Source organism: Paenibacillus baekrokdamisoli (assembly GCF_003945345.1).
Taxonomy (GTDB): domain Bacteria; phylum Bacillota; class Bacilli; order Paenibacillales; family Paenibacillaceae; genus Paenibacillus_Z; species Paenibacillus_Z baekrokdamisoli.
The window spans coordinates 644,594-660,687 of sequence record NZ_AP019308.1; the positions used below are offsets into that span (position 1 = coordinate 644,594).

Annotated in this window: 12 protein-coding genes and 1 other annotated feature; of the genes, 11 read left to right on the forward strand and 1 reads right to left on the reverse strand. The window is 46.1% G+C overall.

Annotation, left to right across the window (positions count from 1 at the left end; translation table 11 throughout):
- Positions 1 to 6 precede the first annotated feature (6 nt).
- The 6 genes from EKN16_RS02690 (at position 7) to EKN16_RS02715 (ending at position 9,367) form a co-directional block, all read left to right on the forward strand.
- Positions 7 to 981, forward strand: a complete 975-nt coding sequence (locus EKN16_RS02690) for an RluA family pseudouridine synthase (protein WP_125653588.1) — start codon at positions 7 to 9, stop codon at positions 979 to 981.
- A 92-nt stretch (positions 982 to 1,073) separates the two neighbouring features.
- Complete coding sequence (locus EKN16_RS02695) at positions 1,074 to 2,504, forward strand: LysM peptidoglycan-binding domain-containing protein (protein ID WP_125653589.1); 1,431 nt, start codon at positions 1,074 to 1,076, stop codon at positions 2,502 to 2,504.
- A 148-nt stretch (positions 2,505 to 2,652) separates the two neighbouring features.
- Positions 2,653 to 2,883, forward strand: a binding site (T-box leader).
- Between the two features lie 207 nt (positions 2,884 to 3,090).
- Positions 3,091 to 5,751 (forward strand): valine--tRNA ligase, encoded by a 2,661-nt coding sequence (locus tag EKN16_RS02700; protein WP_125653590.1) that lies wholly within the window; start codon positions 3,091 to 3,093, stop codon positions 5,749 to 5,751.
- A gap of 31 nt (positions 5,752 to 5,782) precedes the next feature.
- A complete protein-coding gene (locus tag EKN16_RS02705; RefSeq protein ID WP_125653591.1) occupies positions 5,783 to 7,159 on the forward strand; it encodes a bifunctional folylpolyglutamate synthase/dihydrofolate synthase in 1,377 nt (458 codons plus the stop codon).
- A 7-nt stretch (positions 7,160 to 7,166) separates the two neighbouring features.
- Positions 7,167 to 8,564: a UDP-N-acetylmuramate--L-alanine ligase gene (gene murC, locus EKN16_RS02710; protein WP_179955587.1), complete on the forward strand. Its 1,398-nt coding sequence runs from the start codon at positions 7,167 to 7,169 to the stop codon at positions 8,562 to 8,564.
- 155 nt (positions 8,565 to 8,719) lie between these two features.
- Positions 8,720 to 9,367, forward strand: coding sequence for a hypothetical protein (locus EKN16_RS02715; RefSeq protein ID WP_125653593.1), 648 nt, complete (start codon positions 8,720 to 8,722; stop codon positions 9,365 to 9,367).
- Between the two features lie 307 nt (positions 9,368 to 9,674).
- On the opposite strand, the gene EKN16_RS02720 is transcribed toward EKN16_RS02715, so the two are convergent.
- Positions 9,675 to 10,565 carry an AraC family transcriptional regulator gene (locus tag EKN16_RS02720; RefSeq protein ID WP_125653594.1) on the reverse strand — a complete coding sequence of 297 codons (891 nt, stop codon included), beginning with the start codon at positions 10,563 to 10,565 and terminating at the stop codon, positions 9,675 to 9,677.
- A gap of 118 nt (positions 10,566 to 10,683) precedes the next feature.
- Between EKN16_RS02720 and EKN16_RS02725 the strand changes: the two genes are divergently transcribed.
- The 5 genes from EKN16_RS02725 (at position 10,684) to EKN16_RS32810 (ending at position 16,042) form a co-directional block, all read left to right on the forward strand.
- Positions 10,684 to 12,573, forward strand: coding sequence for an ADP-ribosylglycohydrolase family protein (locus EKN16_RS02725; RefSeq protein ID WP_164522650.1), 1,890 nt, complete (start codon positions 10,684 to 10,686; stop codon positions 12,571 to 12,573).
- A 3-nt stretch (positions 12,574 to 12,576) separates the two neighbouring features.
- Entirely contained in the window at positions 12,577 to 13,413 is an 837-nt protein-coding gene (locus tag EKN16_RS02730) for an amidohydrolase family protein (protein ID WP_125653596.1), read from the forward strand.
- Positions 13,414 to 13,629: 216 nt separating this feature from the next.
- Positions 13,630 to 13,917, forward strand: coding sequence for a hypothetical protein (locus tag EKN16_RS02735; protein WP_125653597.1), 288 nt, complete (start codon positions 13,630 to 13,632; stop codon positions 13,915 to 13,917).
- 417 nt (positions 13,918 to 14,334) lie between these two features.
- Positions 14,335 to 15,534: an aspartate aminotransferase family protein gene (locus tag EKN16_RS02740; protein WP_125653598.1), complete on the forward strand. Its 1,200-nt coding sequence runs from the start codon at positions 14,335 to 14,337 to the stop codon at positions 15,532 to 15,534.
- 361 nt (positions 15,535 to 15,895) lie between these two features.
- Positions 15,896 to 16,042 (forward strand): hypothetical protein, encoded by a 147-nt coding sequence (locus EKN16_RS32810; protein ID WP_232016167.1) that lies wholly within the window; start codon positions 15,896 to 15,898, stop codon positions 16,040 to 16,042.
- The last annotated feature ends 52 nt before the right edge of the window (positions 16,043 to 16,094 follow it).

The window sequence follows — 16,094 nt, forward strand, 5'->3', positions numbered from 1 at the left end:
ATGAATATGCCTCAGGCAAACTTTGATTATAAAAGAAATGGCGAGTGGCTGGAGTTAACCGTATCTGTATTGAAAAGTCTAGCCACTACTGCCGTAAAAGACGAACAAGCCTTACAAGCCAATAGCCATCCGCACCACGTGCGGCAGTGGTTGTTGGCTCTTGCTTTATTCCCGGCCAAATGGATCAATCGGCTGTTCTCCATCGGTGGCATACAAATGGTTGACGATGTTGTAAAGCTCCGTACGTTTATCCCTGTGGAGATGGGCAGAGATGTGATGTATGAGCTGGCGAAACTGCCAGTGATAGGACGTCATAATGAGGTGCCAGTCTTATTTGAAGATGATTGGTGTCTGGTTTTGGATAAACCTGCGGGTATGCCCGTTCATCCATCAGCACCTGGTCATAGGGGTACGCTCGATGAAGCTGCGGCAAGGCATTGTATAAAGTCAGGAGAGCTCATGCCTGTCAAACATATTCATCGGTTAGATGATGACACGGCCGGTCCAGTGTTGTATGCGAAGAATGAATTAGCCCAGCTCCAACTGGATGAAGCGATGAGGAACAAAGAAATTGATCGTAGGTATCAAGCACTTGCTCAAGGTCAGCTAAAGCACAAACAAGGTACTATAAATGAACCAATCGGCAAAGATAGACATCATAACACAAGAAGGAAAGTCTCGCCTACAGGCGATTCTGCCGTGACACATTACGAAACGTTGGCATGCTACCCGAGAGCGACCCTTCTAAAGGTCCGTTTGGAAACAGGCCGGACTCATCAGATTCGTGTTCATTTGAGTTATATTGGACATCCACTAGTTGGTGATACGCTATATGGAGGAAGCGATCCACTGCTTAAGCATCAAGCACTCCGTGGTGAGCTTTTGGCTTTCAAGCATCCATTTACCGGTCAAATGCTTACGATTCACGCCATAGAGCCTGATTGGTTCAGGCAAGTTCGAGAGCGTTATGCCATACTGTGAAAATCGTAGTCATGCCTGCCCCACCCTTACCATATAGATAAATAGGGAAGAGTGCTGTAACAAGCTATGTGAGGGGAAGGAGGACGACCTGCGTGTCCAATCAAACGAACGGTCTACGATTTGATGTTTATGAACGCGTTCATCTGCCTGATGATGTGGCAGCAATCGAAGAGCTTGAAGAAATTGAACTGGTACCCCGTATTCAAATCGTTCAGCAAGGCGAACAGGTTTTGTTGAAAGGTCATTTGCTTCTATCCGGGGTTTATCGCGCTCAGAATGAATTAGATTCTGAACAAGCCTTAGAGCATTGGATACCTGTAGAGATCACGCTTCCGATGAATCGCGTTCAACGTCTAGACGACGTTTCGGTGGAAATTGATAATTTCGATGTCGATTTGCTGTCCGCTCGAACGCTCAATATCACGGGGGTATTATCGCTATTGGGCATTGAGCTCGATCAGCCTAGAGAGCAGGAACAATGGCCGCGTGAAGAGCCGTTTATCGTTGTTCACAAGAGGGAAGAAGAGGAACAGAATCAGAGAGAGTCAGAAGAGGCTCAGGAAGAGGATGAATATTCCTCGAATGAACTGGAGTTTACCGAACTCTCTGAACAAACTGATGGCGGATTATCGTATCCGTCGTTCAGTGATTCATTCAATCGAGAAGCAGCTCATCGTGAGACGCAAACTCATCAAGCCTTGCAATGGGAGCAAGAAGCGCAGCTTGCTGAAGCTCAAAGGCAAGCAGCTCGGCAGGAGATTCTACAGCGTGAGTCAATTGCTCGTGCAGCCTTTCTCAGGGAAGAGCAGCTATTGGCTGAGGCGAGGAAGGATGCTCTTCAACGTGAGTCTAACTTGCCCGCACAAGAGTGGTCCGCACAAGAGCAATTGGAACAGGAGCCTCAGGAACAAGAACGATCGGAAAGCGAAGTTTTCGACATTGACAGTGAACTCGCTCAACGCGAGCCCGATCTTGTTGCTGATGCTGAAACAAACAGAAGCACGGAGGAGCTCCTCAATGAGCAGGACCAGGACCAGGAGTCCATCAATCGAATCGAAGAGCCGGCTCCTATACAAGCTGCCTTTTCCATTGATGTCGAGCCTGCGACTGTTGAAACACCTGCTTTAGAATCAGAGCTGGAACGGAAAGAAATGCGTGTTGCACTTGGAAGCAAGCGTATCGAAGAAGAGAAGGCGCCGTCGACTGGCGGAATTGGCTTTCGTTCTCTTCTCCAATCAAGCCGAAGAGAGCAGGAGGCAAGAGCCGCTGCGGAGCAAGTGGCTGAGAAGGCTGCCGCGGAAGCAAGAAAATCTACAGGTGATGATATAGAGTGGAAGAATCTATTCTATGGTCGATCTAACGATGATCATTCTTTCCGTAAACTAAAGCTTTGTATTGTCCAACGCGAAGAAACACTAGAGACTATTGCCGGAAGATATCAGCTGCAGCCGCGAGAAATTATTCTCTATAATCGATTGTCGGATCAGAGCGTATCGGAAGGTCAAGTACTGTACATTCCATAATGGCAATATTCAGAGCCCTCTCAAGCTTATTAATAGCTTAAGGGGGCTTTTGCATGGGGAAAGGACCTCAAAGAGAGTGGAGTGCCTGCTGGGATTGACGCGGGCAAATAAGAACGTGTATGATAGAAAATATAGGGTTATACTTCAAGTAAAGACGTTGAAGGGGAAGAGTAGTAGCAATGCCTTCAGAGAGCGGAACCGGTGCGCTGAGAGGTTCTGCAGGATGTTTAGCTGCAACAAGTCACCCCAGAGTTGCTCGAATGAACGATGTTATCGTTAGTTCAAGCCGGCCACAGCCGTTATCTGTTTGAGTTGTCGCTTAGCATGACTTAAGCGAAACAAAGGTGGTACCGCGGAAGCAAAACCTTTCGTCCTTTGCTGTTTAAGGGCGGAAGGTTTATTTTTTTTTCAAAATATAAGAAAGTATAAGTTTTCTCCATATACTTTGCCTATATTTCAGAGGGAAGAAACTTGTTTTGCTGCCAAGGACGGCGTCAGCCGTTTCTCCTTGCACGGATGTACACCTAGCGAACTTAAGTAAACAACCCCAAATTAGGGTTTATGAATTTATTGGAGGTAAGAAGCCATGTCTGACAAACAACCGACGACTGAGATGCCAACCACATATGACCCGAAGGCATCTGAAGCCAAGTGGTATGACTATTGGATGGAAGGAAAGTATTTTGAGGCCGGTAAACGTCCTTCCGCCAAGACCTATACGATCGTAATTCCGCCGCCGAACGTAACTGGAATGCTGCATATTGGTCATGCTCTGGACTTCACTTTACAGGACATTCTCATTCGTGCGAAAAGGATGCAAGGCTTCGATACGCTCTGGCTGCCCGGAAGTGACCATGCCGGAATCGCAACGCAGACGAAAGTAGAGCAGAAGCTGCGCGAGGAAGGATTGACCCGTTATGATCTTGGGCGGGAGAAATTCGTGGAAAAAGTATGGGAATGGAAAGAAATTTATGCAGGTACGATTCATGAGCAATGGGCTAAGATGGGATTCTCGCTGGATTACTCGCGTGAACGCTTCACCCTCGATGAGGGGTTATCGAAGGCCGTTCGTGAGGTGTTCGTTCGTCTCTATGAGAAGGGACTCATCTATCGCGGCAAAAAGATTATTAACTGGGATCCTGCCGCTCGAACTGCTCTTTCTGATATTGAGGTCGAGCATAAAGAAGTGAATGGACATCTCTATCATCTTCAGTATCCACTCAAAGACGGCAGTGGATTTATGACGGTTGCAACAACTCGTCCTGAAACCATGCTGGGTGATACGGCAGTTGCCGTTCATCCTGAGGATATGCGTTATAAGCATCTAATCGGACAGATGCTTATTCTTCCCATCGTCGGACGTGAAATTCCGATTATTGGGGATGAATATGTAGAGCAGGAATTTGGTTCCGGAGCAGTTAAAATAACACCTGCGCATGATCCGAATGACTTCGAGGTCGGTCTTCGTCATGACTTGCCGCAAATTGTCATCATGGACGAAAGCGGTGTAATGAACAATGAAGCCGGGCCTTATCAAGGTCTTGATCGTGCAGTATGCCGTAAACAAATTGTTGCAGACCTTCAAGAGCAAGGAGTATGCATCAAAATAGAAGATCACGTCCATCAGGTTGGTCATAGTGAACGAAGCGGGGCAGTGGTTGAGCCTTACTTGTCGACCCAATGGTTTGTTTCCATGAAGCCGCTCGCTGAAGTAGCTATTGAAGCGCAGCGTTCGGGTAAAGGAGTAAATTTCGTACCGGATCGTTTCGATAAGATCTATCTGCAGTGGATTGAGAATGTCCGCGATTGGTGTATCTCCCGTCAGCTCTGGTGGGGACATCGAATTCCGGCATGGTACTGCGATGACTGTGGTCATATGCATGTCGGTCGCGATGATTTGCAGACTTGTGATAAATGCGGAAGCACAGCGATCCGTCAGGACGAGGATGTGCTTGATACGTGGTTTAGCTCGGCCTTATGGCCGTTCTCAACACTTGGCTGGCCTGAGCAAACCAATGATCTCAAGCGTTTCTATCCGACAGATGTATTAGTCACAGGTTATGATATTATTTATTTCTGGGTTGCTCGAATGATATTCACCGCTCTCGAGTTTACGGAACAAATTCCATTTAAGGATGTTCTCATGCATGGACTCGTTCGGGATGAAAATGGACAGAAAATGTCCAAATCAATCGGGAATGGCGTTGATCCATTAGAGGTTATTGAGAAATATGGCGCAGATGCCATGCGGTTTATGATTTCGACGAGCAGCACGCCAGGCCAGGATTTGCGTTTCCGCTGGGAGAAAGTCGAACAAGCGCGCAACTTTGCGAACAAAATATGGAATGCCTCGAGATTTGCGCTCATGAATTTAGAGGGCGTTTCTATTGAGGATGTTAATATCGATGTGAAGCTAGGCACAGCTGATCGATGGATTCTGCACCGACTGAATGAAACATCGCGTGAGGTTAAGCGTCTGATTGATGCTTATGAGTTCGGTGAAACCGGTCGCGTATTGACGACTTTCATATGGGATGACTTATGCGATTGGTACATTGAGTTTGCGAAGCTGAACTTATACGGCACGGACGCCGAGGCTAAGAAAGCAACGCAATCCGTTCTCGCTTATGTATTAGATCGGACACAGCGTCTTATCCATCCTTTCATGCCGTTTATCAGCGAGGAAATATGGCAACACTTGCCGCATGAAGGTGATAGTATTACACTTGCGGCTTGGCCGGAATACGAGGAGAAGTTCGAAGCACCGGATGCCCTTCGTGAAATGGAGCTACTAATGGGGATTATCCGCTCGGTAAGGAATATCCGTGCTGAGGTGAATGTGCCGATGAGCAAGAAGGTTGAGCTTAATATTAAACCTTCCGGTGAAACGGAAGCTGCCATATTGAGCCGCAATGAAGAATTCATCAGCCGTTTCTGTGGAACATCGAATTTGGAGATTAGCCTTTCATTAGCTGCTCCAGATAAAGCCATGACAGCAATCGTAACGGGGGCGGAGTTGTATTTGCCACTTGCTGGTTTGCTTGATATTGATCAAGAAATTGCCAGATTAGAGAAAGAAATTGCTCATTTGAGCGGTGAAGTGGAACGTGTAGAGAAGAAATTGGCTAATGAAGGATTCGTTGCCAAGGCTCCTGCAAAGGTCATTGATGAGGAACGCGCTAAGATGGCAGATTACGCGGACAAACGTGACAAGGTCAAAGCACGGATTGCTGAACTTCGTGGTTAAGGGCCTTTACAAGGAAGAAGGACGAGATTCGATGATAGACAATCTTCATATAGAAAGTAAGGCTCCTCTTACAAGCTACGAGGAAGCAAGGGATTGGATTACAGGGCTTGTTGTCTATGGCATTCGTCCAGGCATGGAACGGATACAATTATTGCTTGAAGCCTTTGGTAATCCTGAGCGCCGATTGAAGTTCATTCATGTAGCGGGTACGAATGGGAAAGGTTCCGTTTGTGCTTACTTAACTAGCGTTCTAATTCGCAGTGGTTATGATGTGGGGACATTCACATCCCCTTACATCACTAAATTCACGAATCGATTTCAGTATAATGGAACGGATATTCCTGAGGAGGTCTTGCTTCAGCTGAGCAATGAGCTGAAGCCTCATGTTGAGGCGATCGCTCAAACCGAGCTAGGCTCACCTTCTATGTTCGAAGTATCCACAGCACTTGCCATTCTTTACTTTGCGAAAGTCTCTTATCCCGATTTCGTGGTATGGGAGACAGGTCTTGGCGGTCGATTGGATGTAACAAACATCGTTTCACCGATCATTTCTGTCATCACGAATGTCGGCCACGATCATATGGACATACTCGGTGACACGATCGAAGCAGTCACTCACGAGAAAGCGGGTATCATAAAACCGGGTATGCCAGTGGTAAGTGCTGTTAGCCAGCCTGAGGCGGTCTCAATTATCAAGTCTACGGCCCAAGCGGCAAACAGCTCGCTCTATTTACTTGGTGAGAAATTCAGCGAAACACCGCTGGATGTTCGTGAGAATGAACAGATCTTTCGTTTCAATGGATTATTCCGCGATATTGAGCCATTAACAATAACAATGAATGGCGCACATCAGCGAACGAATGCCGCTGTTGCTGTAATGACATTAGAAATTCTACGTCAATACTATGCGTTGATTGTTGAAGATGAAGCGCTGCAGGAAGGTTTGAGAGATACGTCATGGCCTGGACGCTTGGAGATGGTTACAACATCGCCACGGGTTCTTGTCGATGGCGCACATAATCCAGAAGGCGCAGCAACGCTTGCTGCTGCACTTCAGGATACCTATCAGTACGAGCGGCTGCATCTCATGATGGGGATGCTCGCGAATAAGAATCATCATGACACGTTGCGGCATATACTACCTCTAGTGGATACGCTTGTCGTGACCGAGGCCGACTTTCGCAAAGCAATGCCCGCGGAGGCATTGGCTAAGCTTGTTCAAGAAATAAAAGAGCAGTATGGATATTCTTTTGAGCTTATCGTTGAACCCAATTGGAGGCAGGCACTTTCTCGCCTTCAGACGTTGACAAGCGATGCCGATTTGGCAGTCGTAACAGGAACGCTATATTTGATTGCGGATGTCCGCTCCCAATTGCTCTACAAGATGGATTCTGAAAAAGGGTGGTGAACCGTCTTTGAAAACGGCAGAACACGTTCATTTCATCGGGATCGGCGGTTATGGTATGAGCGCTATTGCGCGAGTCATGCTAGAAATGGGCTATAAAGTAACCGGTTCCGATGTTGCCAGGCAGGAGCTTACAGAGAAGCTCGTTGCGAATGGAGCACATATTTACATTGGTCATGAGCCAGAGCATGTTAAAGGAGCCGATCTTGTCGTCTATTCAACTGCATTGTCCCGGGATAATGTGGAACGAAGAGCGGCAGAAGAGCTCAATATTCCTATTTTGCATCGTGCCCAAATGCTGGCACAGCTGATGAATAACGCCAAAGGCGTAGCCGTAGCGGGTGCGCATGGCAAAACGACAACCTCGTCGATGATTGCGCTCGTTATGGAGAATTGCAAGCTTGATCCGACCTATATTATTGGGGGAGAGATCGTTAATGTTGGAACGAATGCGAAAGCGGGAAAAGGCGAATATGTCGTTGCTGAAGCAGACGAAAGCGATGGCTCCTTTTTACAATATCACCCTGCGATAGCGATCGTAACAAACATTGAACCCGATCATCTCGAGAACTATGATGGTGATTTTAATAAACTAAAAGCAGCTTATGTCCAATTCTTAAGTCAAGTTAAGGAAGACGGAAAAGCGATTGTTTGCACGGATGATGAAAACATACGTGAAATGCTGCCTATGCTCGAAGCTGGGCCACTTGGCAGCGCTGGAGTTCTTACCTATGCCATTAATAGCGACGCTGGTTACAAGGCGGAAGACATTACTTTAGGCGACCGGAAAGTATCGTTCAATGTGACTAAGCATGGCCAATTGCTAGGTCGCATTCAATTGTCAGTACCAGGTCTGCATAATGTATCGAATGCTATGGCAACCGTAATCACATGCTTGGAAGCGGGTATTCCGTTTGCTTCAATAGCAGACGCAATCGTTGATTTTCGTGGAGCGAAGCGCAGGTTTCAGGTGCTCGGCGAAGTAAACGATATTCTGATCATTGATGATTACGCTCATCATCCAACTGAGATTCAGGCAACAATTAGCGCGGCCAAGTCAACTGGAAAACGGATTATTGCCGTGTTCCAGCCGCAGCGTTATTCCCGAACTTTCTTTTTGCTTGACCAATTCAGCCGTGCTTTCACGGAAGCCGACGAGGTCATCATTACGGACATCTACTCGCCAGCTGGTGAATTGCAGATCGAAGGCGTCCATTCGAAGAAGCTGGTGGAGCTCATCTTGCATAATAGCAACGCCAACACCTCATACTTCCCAACCAAGGAAGAAGCGCTTGCTGATCTGACTGGACGCGTCGCACCTGGTGACCTTGTTATTACAATGGGCGCAGGCGACATCTGGAAGATCGCAGATAGTCTGGCCAAGACTCTGCGTGCGCAATACGAGTAATTTAGCCTCATGTCTTACGAGCTCACCTTAGAGCTCTGGTCCTCTGGATACCCCGTTTATGTGGGTGTTCAGGGGACTTTTCTTTTTTCTATTGAAGTAACGGGAAGTAATCTTTGGTATGATGATTTCAAATAATTGTTAGTTGGAGGTTTTTAGTGAGCCACATAAGAGGAGTTATTCTAGAGGGGTATTCAAATGCTGGAAAAACGTCTGTTTTAAAAGCTCTAAAGCTACTTCAAGCAAAAGATGAATCATCGGAGCGTAGTATCATTGTTCTTAGTGAACATTATTCCCAAGTATTAAACAATGTTCATGGCGAGTTTCAACGTTTAAATCGTGATGAACATCTTAAGCTATTGAAAGAACGGGTTAGCATGTTACGACAATTAAACGAATGGGCAACTTATCTGGGTCCAGATGCATCTCGGGCTTCGAGAGGTTTATTTTTTATATTGGAAAGATTTCATTTGAATCACAGAGTGGCATTTCCCAGCGAATCTTCATATGAAATCGAATCGCTTGAAAATGAAATGCTCAACCTTGGGGCTAAATGTGTATTATTAACGGTATCTTCTGAAAACGTAGAGGAAAGAATGCAAAGTCGAACACCTCACGAATGGACGAATAAAACAAGAGAAGAAATCAGAAAGTCAGCAGATGAATTTATACAAACCCAATCAGAATTACGTAAACAATCTAGTCTATCTGTCCTACCAACCATAGAAATAAATACTGATAATAAGGATTGGATTGCATATGCAAACAAAGTAATGGATTTAGGTCTTCCTCTTAGGGGGTTATGAAAACTGGTTCTGGAAGAAGAGAGGACTTGCCTGATAAAGCATACACCTTTAGCATGACATACGAAGGAACATACATGGAAAAGGCACAGAATACAGGCCCTAGCCCCATCGTTGTATTAGCATGTCTTACTTGGGCACCTATCAGGAGAAAACGCAGAACACGGGCTTGACTGAGACGGTTGTATTTGAGTAGTACAAATCGATACTTTTATTTGAATCTTGAAAAAACAACAGCCCGCATCCAATTAGATGCGGGCTGCAACGTTTGCACTGCGGTAGTTGGAGTCGTCAAGTTCAACCGTCACTTCTACCCCATCGGTTCTTTATTCCGATAATGCTGAGGTGCGACGCCTTCGATCTTTTTAAACATCCGGCTGAAGTAAAAAGGATCTGGATATCCGACTTCATTGGCAATCTCCTGAACGCTTTTATCTGTACTGCGCAGCAGGTGTTTGGCACGTTGGGTTTTAAGCTGGTGGATGTAGTTGTGGATGTTCGTTCCAGCATATTTTTTAAACACCTGACAAAGATATTCGTATTTTCGATCCAGCAACCGCTCTAACGTTTCTTTGGAAATGTCCGAATCGTAAAAATTGTTCAAATGATTGACTAGCTTGCGGAATGTGAGGTATGAAGCGGGGAAAGCTGTGTCCAAATCACTTTGCTTCAAAAAATCACTCGCCATAAGCCGGAGTATTTCACCAAGCAATAAGGTGGCATGAAAACGAAAATAGCCCTTGGGTTGTTTCATTGTCTCCACCAGATCTTCAAACAAGCCGAGCAGCTTATACCGCTGTAAGGAACGAAACTGACGCGGGACGACAAGCAAATCCTCATGAAGGATATCCGTGGTTCTTAGCTCCGTCCGTTCGGCATGGACAATATTAAGCTCGGATGCCCGATCCAGCACGAATTCATTGAGGCAGGGATCACAGGAAAATTGCACCCAAAAAAATTGACCCTGTTTTTCATCGGAATTCCATCCGGAATGTGTCTCCCAAGGCCTCATAAGCAGTGACTCCCCAGCTTGTAAGCTCATACGCGCTTCGCCAGTCTGCAAATGTACCGTTCCGTCGGCAATGACGATTAGTTCGTAATGTGGATTATGATGCTGGCCGAAGAAATGGAGGTTATTTGCATCGTAAAGATCCGCCCATTTGACATCTAGCGTAGATAATCGAGAAAGAGAGTAGTACATGGCATGACATCCCCCGATGTTTTTTCTTTTGAAAACAAAACGATGTGCATGGCACTATAAAGTAACCGCTCCTATACTAAAATCATCACTATTATATCAAACCAACGGAGGTTTTCACATGAATACAAGTATTTTAAATGAACAAGACTACTATCGTATCGTATACGGAGGATGGCTAGGGAAAAATATCGGGGGGACGCTTGGGGCACCGGTCGAAGGCAAGAAAGAGCTTCTTGAATTGACCTTTTATCCGGAGCTGCCGGACGGTCCGCTAGAGAACGATGACTTGGATATGCAATTGGTGTGGCTGCACGCATTGGAGCAGTATGGTCCGGGATTGACCGCCCGCGAGCTCGGGCAAGAATGGTTGGAGCATATCTTTTTCCCGTTTGATGAATACGGTTATGCCCTGACGAATCTGCGAAGAGGTCTACTCGCGCCGGTTGCAGGTTGGTTCAACAATCCTTTCAACAACTGTATGGGCTCACCTATTCGTTCTGAAATTTGGGCAATGGCGGCACCCGGAGCGCCGGAAACTGCGGCCCACTATGCGTATCAGGATGCGATTGTAGACCATGCCGGAGGGGAAGGGGTATATGGTGAAATGTTTTTTGCCGCTTTGGAAAGCGCTATTTTCTTTGAGAAAGACCGGGATCGGTTGATTGAGATTGGAATGAGCTATATTCCTGAGGATTGCCGTACCGCCAAAGCGCTGAAAGATCTGCTCCGTTGGCATCAGGAAGGGAAGAGCTGGACCGAAACGCGCTTGCTCATTCTGGAGCACCATGGCAGCGACAACTTCACAGATGCTCCACAAAATATTGCATTTACGATCCTTGGATGGTTGTTTGGTGAAGATTTTGAAGACGCGATATTGAAAGCTGTCAACTGCGGTTACGATACGGATTGTACCGCAGCAACGCTGGGTGCGATATTGGGAATGCTGCTTGGACCGGAAGGCTTGCCTGCCAAATGGGTGAAGCCGGTTGGTGACCGAGTCGTTGTCAGTCCTCCAATCAAAGGATTCCCAGCGCCTAAGAACTTGGATGAGCTGACCCGCCGCACGATCCGCATGGGCAAACAGATTCTCGCCGCTTGGGATACGGGGATTTTGGTGCATCCCGACCTTCCTACTTCTTGGAACCGATTGGTGACTGCAGGAGAAGTGAATGAATCGATAAGGGAGCTTTGGGAGAGAAAGGTAACGTCCAATCTTTACTTGCTGCCTCAGGGAACGCAAAGCTGTCCGGACGCTGAGTTATTAATCGACTTCGGACCTGATGGCCCAGCCATTGGAGCGGGTCAAAGGAAGGTACTGCATTTCACGCTGAAGAACCGATCGCTTACCCCATTATATGGAAAAATTGCATTGGAGCTGCCTTCAGGATGGGAGGGACCGAAAACACTTGAGATTAGCCTGCAGCCAGACGAATTCTTCCAGTGGGACACGGAAATCCTAGCTGGGACGGTTACAGCCGCATGTCATGAGCTTGCTTTTCACTGGACGCGAAGTCATGATCATGCGGTATGGGCTGTTCAGAAAGTGCCTTTCTCATTGGTCAGCTCATCCAAATGGACCGTCTGGGGACCAGAAGACGGTGTGGGAAAAGAGATTTATGTCCCAGGGAACCGAGTGGAATGGGAGAAGGGTCTTGGGTCAAATTCAGTTGGTTTGATGGCAGACGGTGTGTACCGGGCACAAACGATACTTACCAACCCGATCGAACGCAAGGTTCGACTCATTGCAGCTGCGAATAGTCCCGTTACGCTGAAGTTGAACGGACAGACTGTGATTGAGTGCAAAGAAACGTTGGAATTCATGCCGGCGTATCATCGTGCCCATGATCAACAATCGGTGGAGTTAACTTTATCAGCCGGAAGCCATTTAATTGAAGTGGAAGCTTTCAGAGAGGGCTCTCCTCTTGAGATGTATATCTTGCCGGTTGCACTTAGCGACACAACATCACCCGGTCCTAACTATTACTATACGGATATACTGTTGGGTTGAAGTATGAGAATCGATGCGCATCAGCATTATTGGAAAACAGCGCGTGGAGACTACGGTTGGCTGACTCCGGAACAAGGAATTTTATATGCGGACTATATGCCGGAGCAGCTGCATGAAACACTGGCAGGTTATGGCTTCGAACGTACGATTGTAGTGCAAGCTGCGCCCACGCTGGAAGAAACTGAATTCATGCTGGCACTATATGAAAAGTATGACAGCATTGCCGGGGTAGTCGGCTGGCTGGATCTGGCTTCGCCGGAATTTGGAGAGCAATATGCCAAGTTCCGCAAGCATCAAGGCTTTGTTGGGTTTCGACCGATGCTGCAGGATTTACCTGACCAATGGATCATTCAGACTCAGGTCATGGCAAATTTGGAGTTGGTAGTCAGGGATGAATTTCCGATTGATTTACAGCTTAGGCCACGCCATCTCCCCTATATGTTGGAGGCGTTACGCGTCTTTCCAACCCTCAGGGCGGTGATCGACCATGCGGCCAAGCCTTTTATCGCAGAGAAGACCTTAGACCCGTGGAAGATGCAAATGACTGAAATGGCTGCCTACCCTAACGTTATGTGCAAGCTGTCCGGTCTGGTCACGGAGGCCAACCAACAAGCTTGGAGCTGGGAGGACTTAGTCCCCTACGTGCACCATGTCGTAGAAGTATTTGGTACAGATCGGATCATGTTCGGGAGCGATTGGCCTGTTTGTTTAACGACTTGCAGTTACCAAGAGGTTTATGACGTTTTGTTGAAGGCTCTCCCACCCTACATGTCCCAGGACGATCATGATGCCCTCTTTGGGGGCAATGTAAAGCGATTTTATGATTTGCGTTGCACCTAGTAAAAAACTTCTATCTCAACAACTTCAACAACTGATTATTCTGCTAATGAAAAACCATAGTGAAGGAGCGGCATTGAAGCTGCTCCTTTTTTGCTTTCATTGAAGTAACGGACAGGATAACTTCAATCACTTCGCGAATACTTCAAGTACAAAGTTCATAAAATTACTCGTTAATATATTGATAAGTTGAATGTTCTTTAGAGGAGGTATAACGATATGCTTTTTTTTGAAAGGGTTAGAAAGCTATCAAATGTATGTATTGTAATTTTTGTGTTATTTTTCATTTTGATGATTGTTTCATTTTCAAACAGTAAGTTCTCTGAAATATTACAGCATAATTTTACAAATGATTTAAGAGGAACAATTTTTACATTAATTAGCTTTATAATTTCAATCTTTTCATTAACTTTAGGAATTAGTTTGAAATACATTGTAAAAGATGCAAATGAAGAGATAAAACTGCTTGAAGAACGTACCAAAAAAAATTCGGGGGAGCAGATTTAGCCCTAGTTCTTCATTAAGCTCCCATGAAAATTAAATTAGCTCAAAACTAGTAAAAGAGCTATAGAGTTAGGTAGACCGAAAACAACTTACGGTAACCTTCTTACCTAGAATTTGAGCAGTGGCTATTTTATACTGTAAGCGCTATTATTTCTAATTATCCCAATTCTAACACTGGAATAGCACAATTTACAACATGAAATATTCCATTAATATAAAAACGGTTTTGTTGATGCAAATGCAAACTATTGGTTCCATTGTGCCGAACACTTGGAATCCGAATGCATTCGCAGTGGAGGTTAGCGTATTGCTATTGTACGTTAGCGGATACCTTCCTACGGATTATACTCCTTGTCCTAGATTGAATATTTATCCGATAATATGTATAATAATTCATTATCGGATAGGGGTGAGATTGTCATGATCCAAAGCAGCAACAGGCAGTTGGAGGAAGCAAAAGATTCGATTTTGTTCACTGCTGCGCGTTCAGATATCGTGATGGAACGCGGAGAGGGAATGTACTTGTGGGACACGGAAGGCAAGCTGTATTTGGATTTTATCGGAGGATGGGCCGTAACATGCTTGGGCCATTCTCCCGCCGTGATTAGAGAAGCATTAGAGAGGCAAGCGTCCGTATTGGTAAACGCAAGTCCCGCATTTTACAATAAACCGATGCTCGAATTGGCCAAGTTGCTAACGGATCTATCTTGCTTCGATAAAGTTTTTTTTGCCAGCAGTGGAGCGGAAGCCAACGAAAGTGCTATAAAACTCGCGAGGAAGCACGGCTTGAAAAATCTGGGTGGAGCGTACGAAATCATTACGATGACAAACGGTTTTCATGGGCGTTCTCTCGCTACGATGTCCGCGACGGGGAAATCACAATGGGAGCCCCTATTTGCTCCGAAAGTACCTGGATTTAGGCACGTCTCCCTGAACGACATCGATTCGCTAATGTCGGTCATGAATCGAAACACATGCGCGGTTATGTTGGAGCTAGTTCAAGGAGAGGGCGGAATTCGTCCTGTTGATGTTGAATATTTATACAAACTGAGAAAAGTATGCGACGAGTATGGAGTGATGCTAATCTATGACGAAATCCAAACCGGGCTTGGCAGGACGGGAAAGCTTTTCGCCTATGAACTTTACGGAATTGAAGCGGATGTCATGACGTTGGGCAAAGGAATCGGAGGCGGGTTTCCTCTTTCTGCGATGTTAACGAAAGAGGCATTTAACCTGTTCGACCCTGGTGACCAAGGTGGGACCTATTCCGGACAACCGCTGGCGATGGCTGTAGGACTCGCGGTTGTGAACGAAGTAGTGAACCGTAATCTTCCTGCTCACGCCGGAGTTCAAGGAGATTACATTCTCGAGCGATTGCACGGAATAAAAGAAACCTATCAGTTCACAAGCATCCGTGGTCAAGGATTGTTGATTGCATTCGACCTTCCGGATCCGAAGGGCGCTGAATTGGTTTCTGAATGTTTAAAAGAAGGCTTGTTAATCAACTCTCCAAGCCCGCATACGATACGGTTGATGCCGGCCTTAATTGTATCGCGTGATGAAATCGACGCCATGTTCGATAAATTATGCCGGGTGATGGACCGGGTCCTGGCTATTTAAAGGGACTTCTTCGTTGAACCGTGCCACTGGTTATTAAAGTGCAGGGATGGATAACTATAGTTATAACTAATAGGATGAGGCTGCCAATATCATAGGCGGCCTTTCCCATGCTGAACATTCCTGTAGGGCCTAAGATTGTCAAAAAAGGAGCGCCCCGGTATGATGGTTGCATTGAACGATTTTCCACATCTCACCTTGTTGTGGGTATAGAATCCAGCCACCACCAAACGAAACAAGGAGAACCGTGATAATTCTCCCTCCAAAAGTGATCCGAAGGATGCGCTTGTCATTGCTGACGTGATCAGCCGAGGCTATTACTAAGAGGGTCTTATCTGATAAGAATTATCCTGAATGGCGTGATATGCTTCGAAAGACATACTATGATTTAGACTTGTTTTATGAGGGTGAGGAGTCCAGTGACACAGCTATGAACCTTGCCGTTACATACAGCGAACGTGGACAGAATGAATATACTTTAGAGCAAACACCATCAATTAGCAAATGGTAGACGATTCATTTTCCGGACAAAACGGCGCACTCGCGAACAGGAATGAAATATT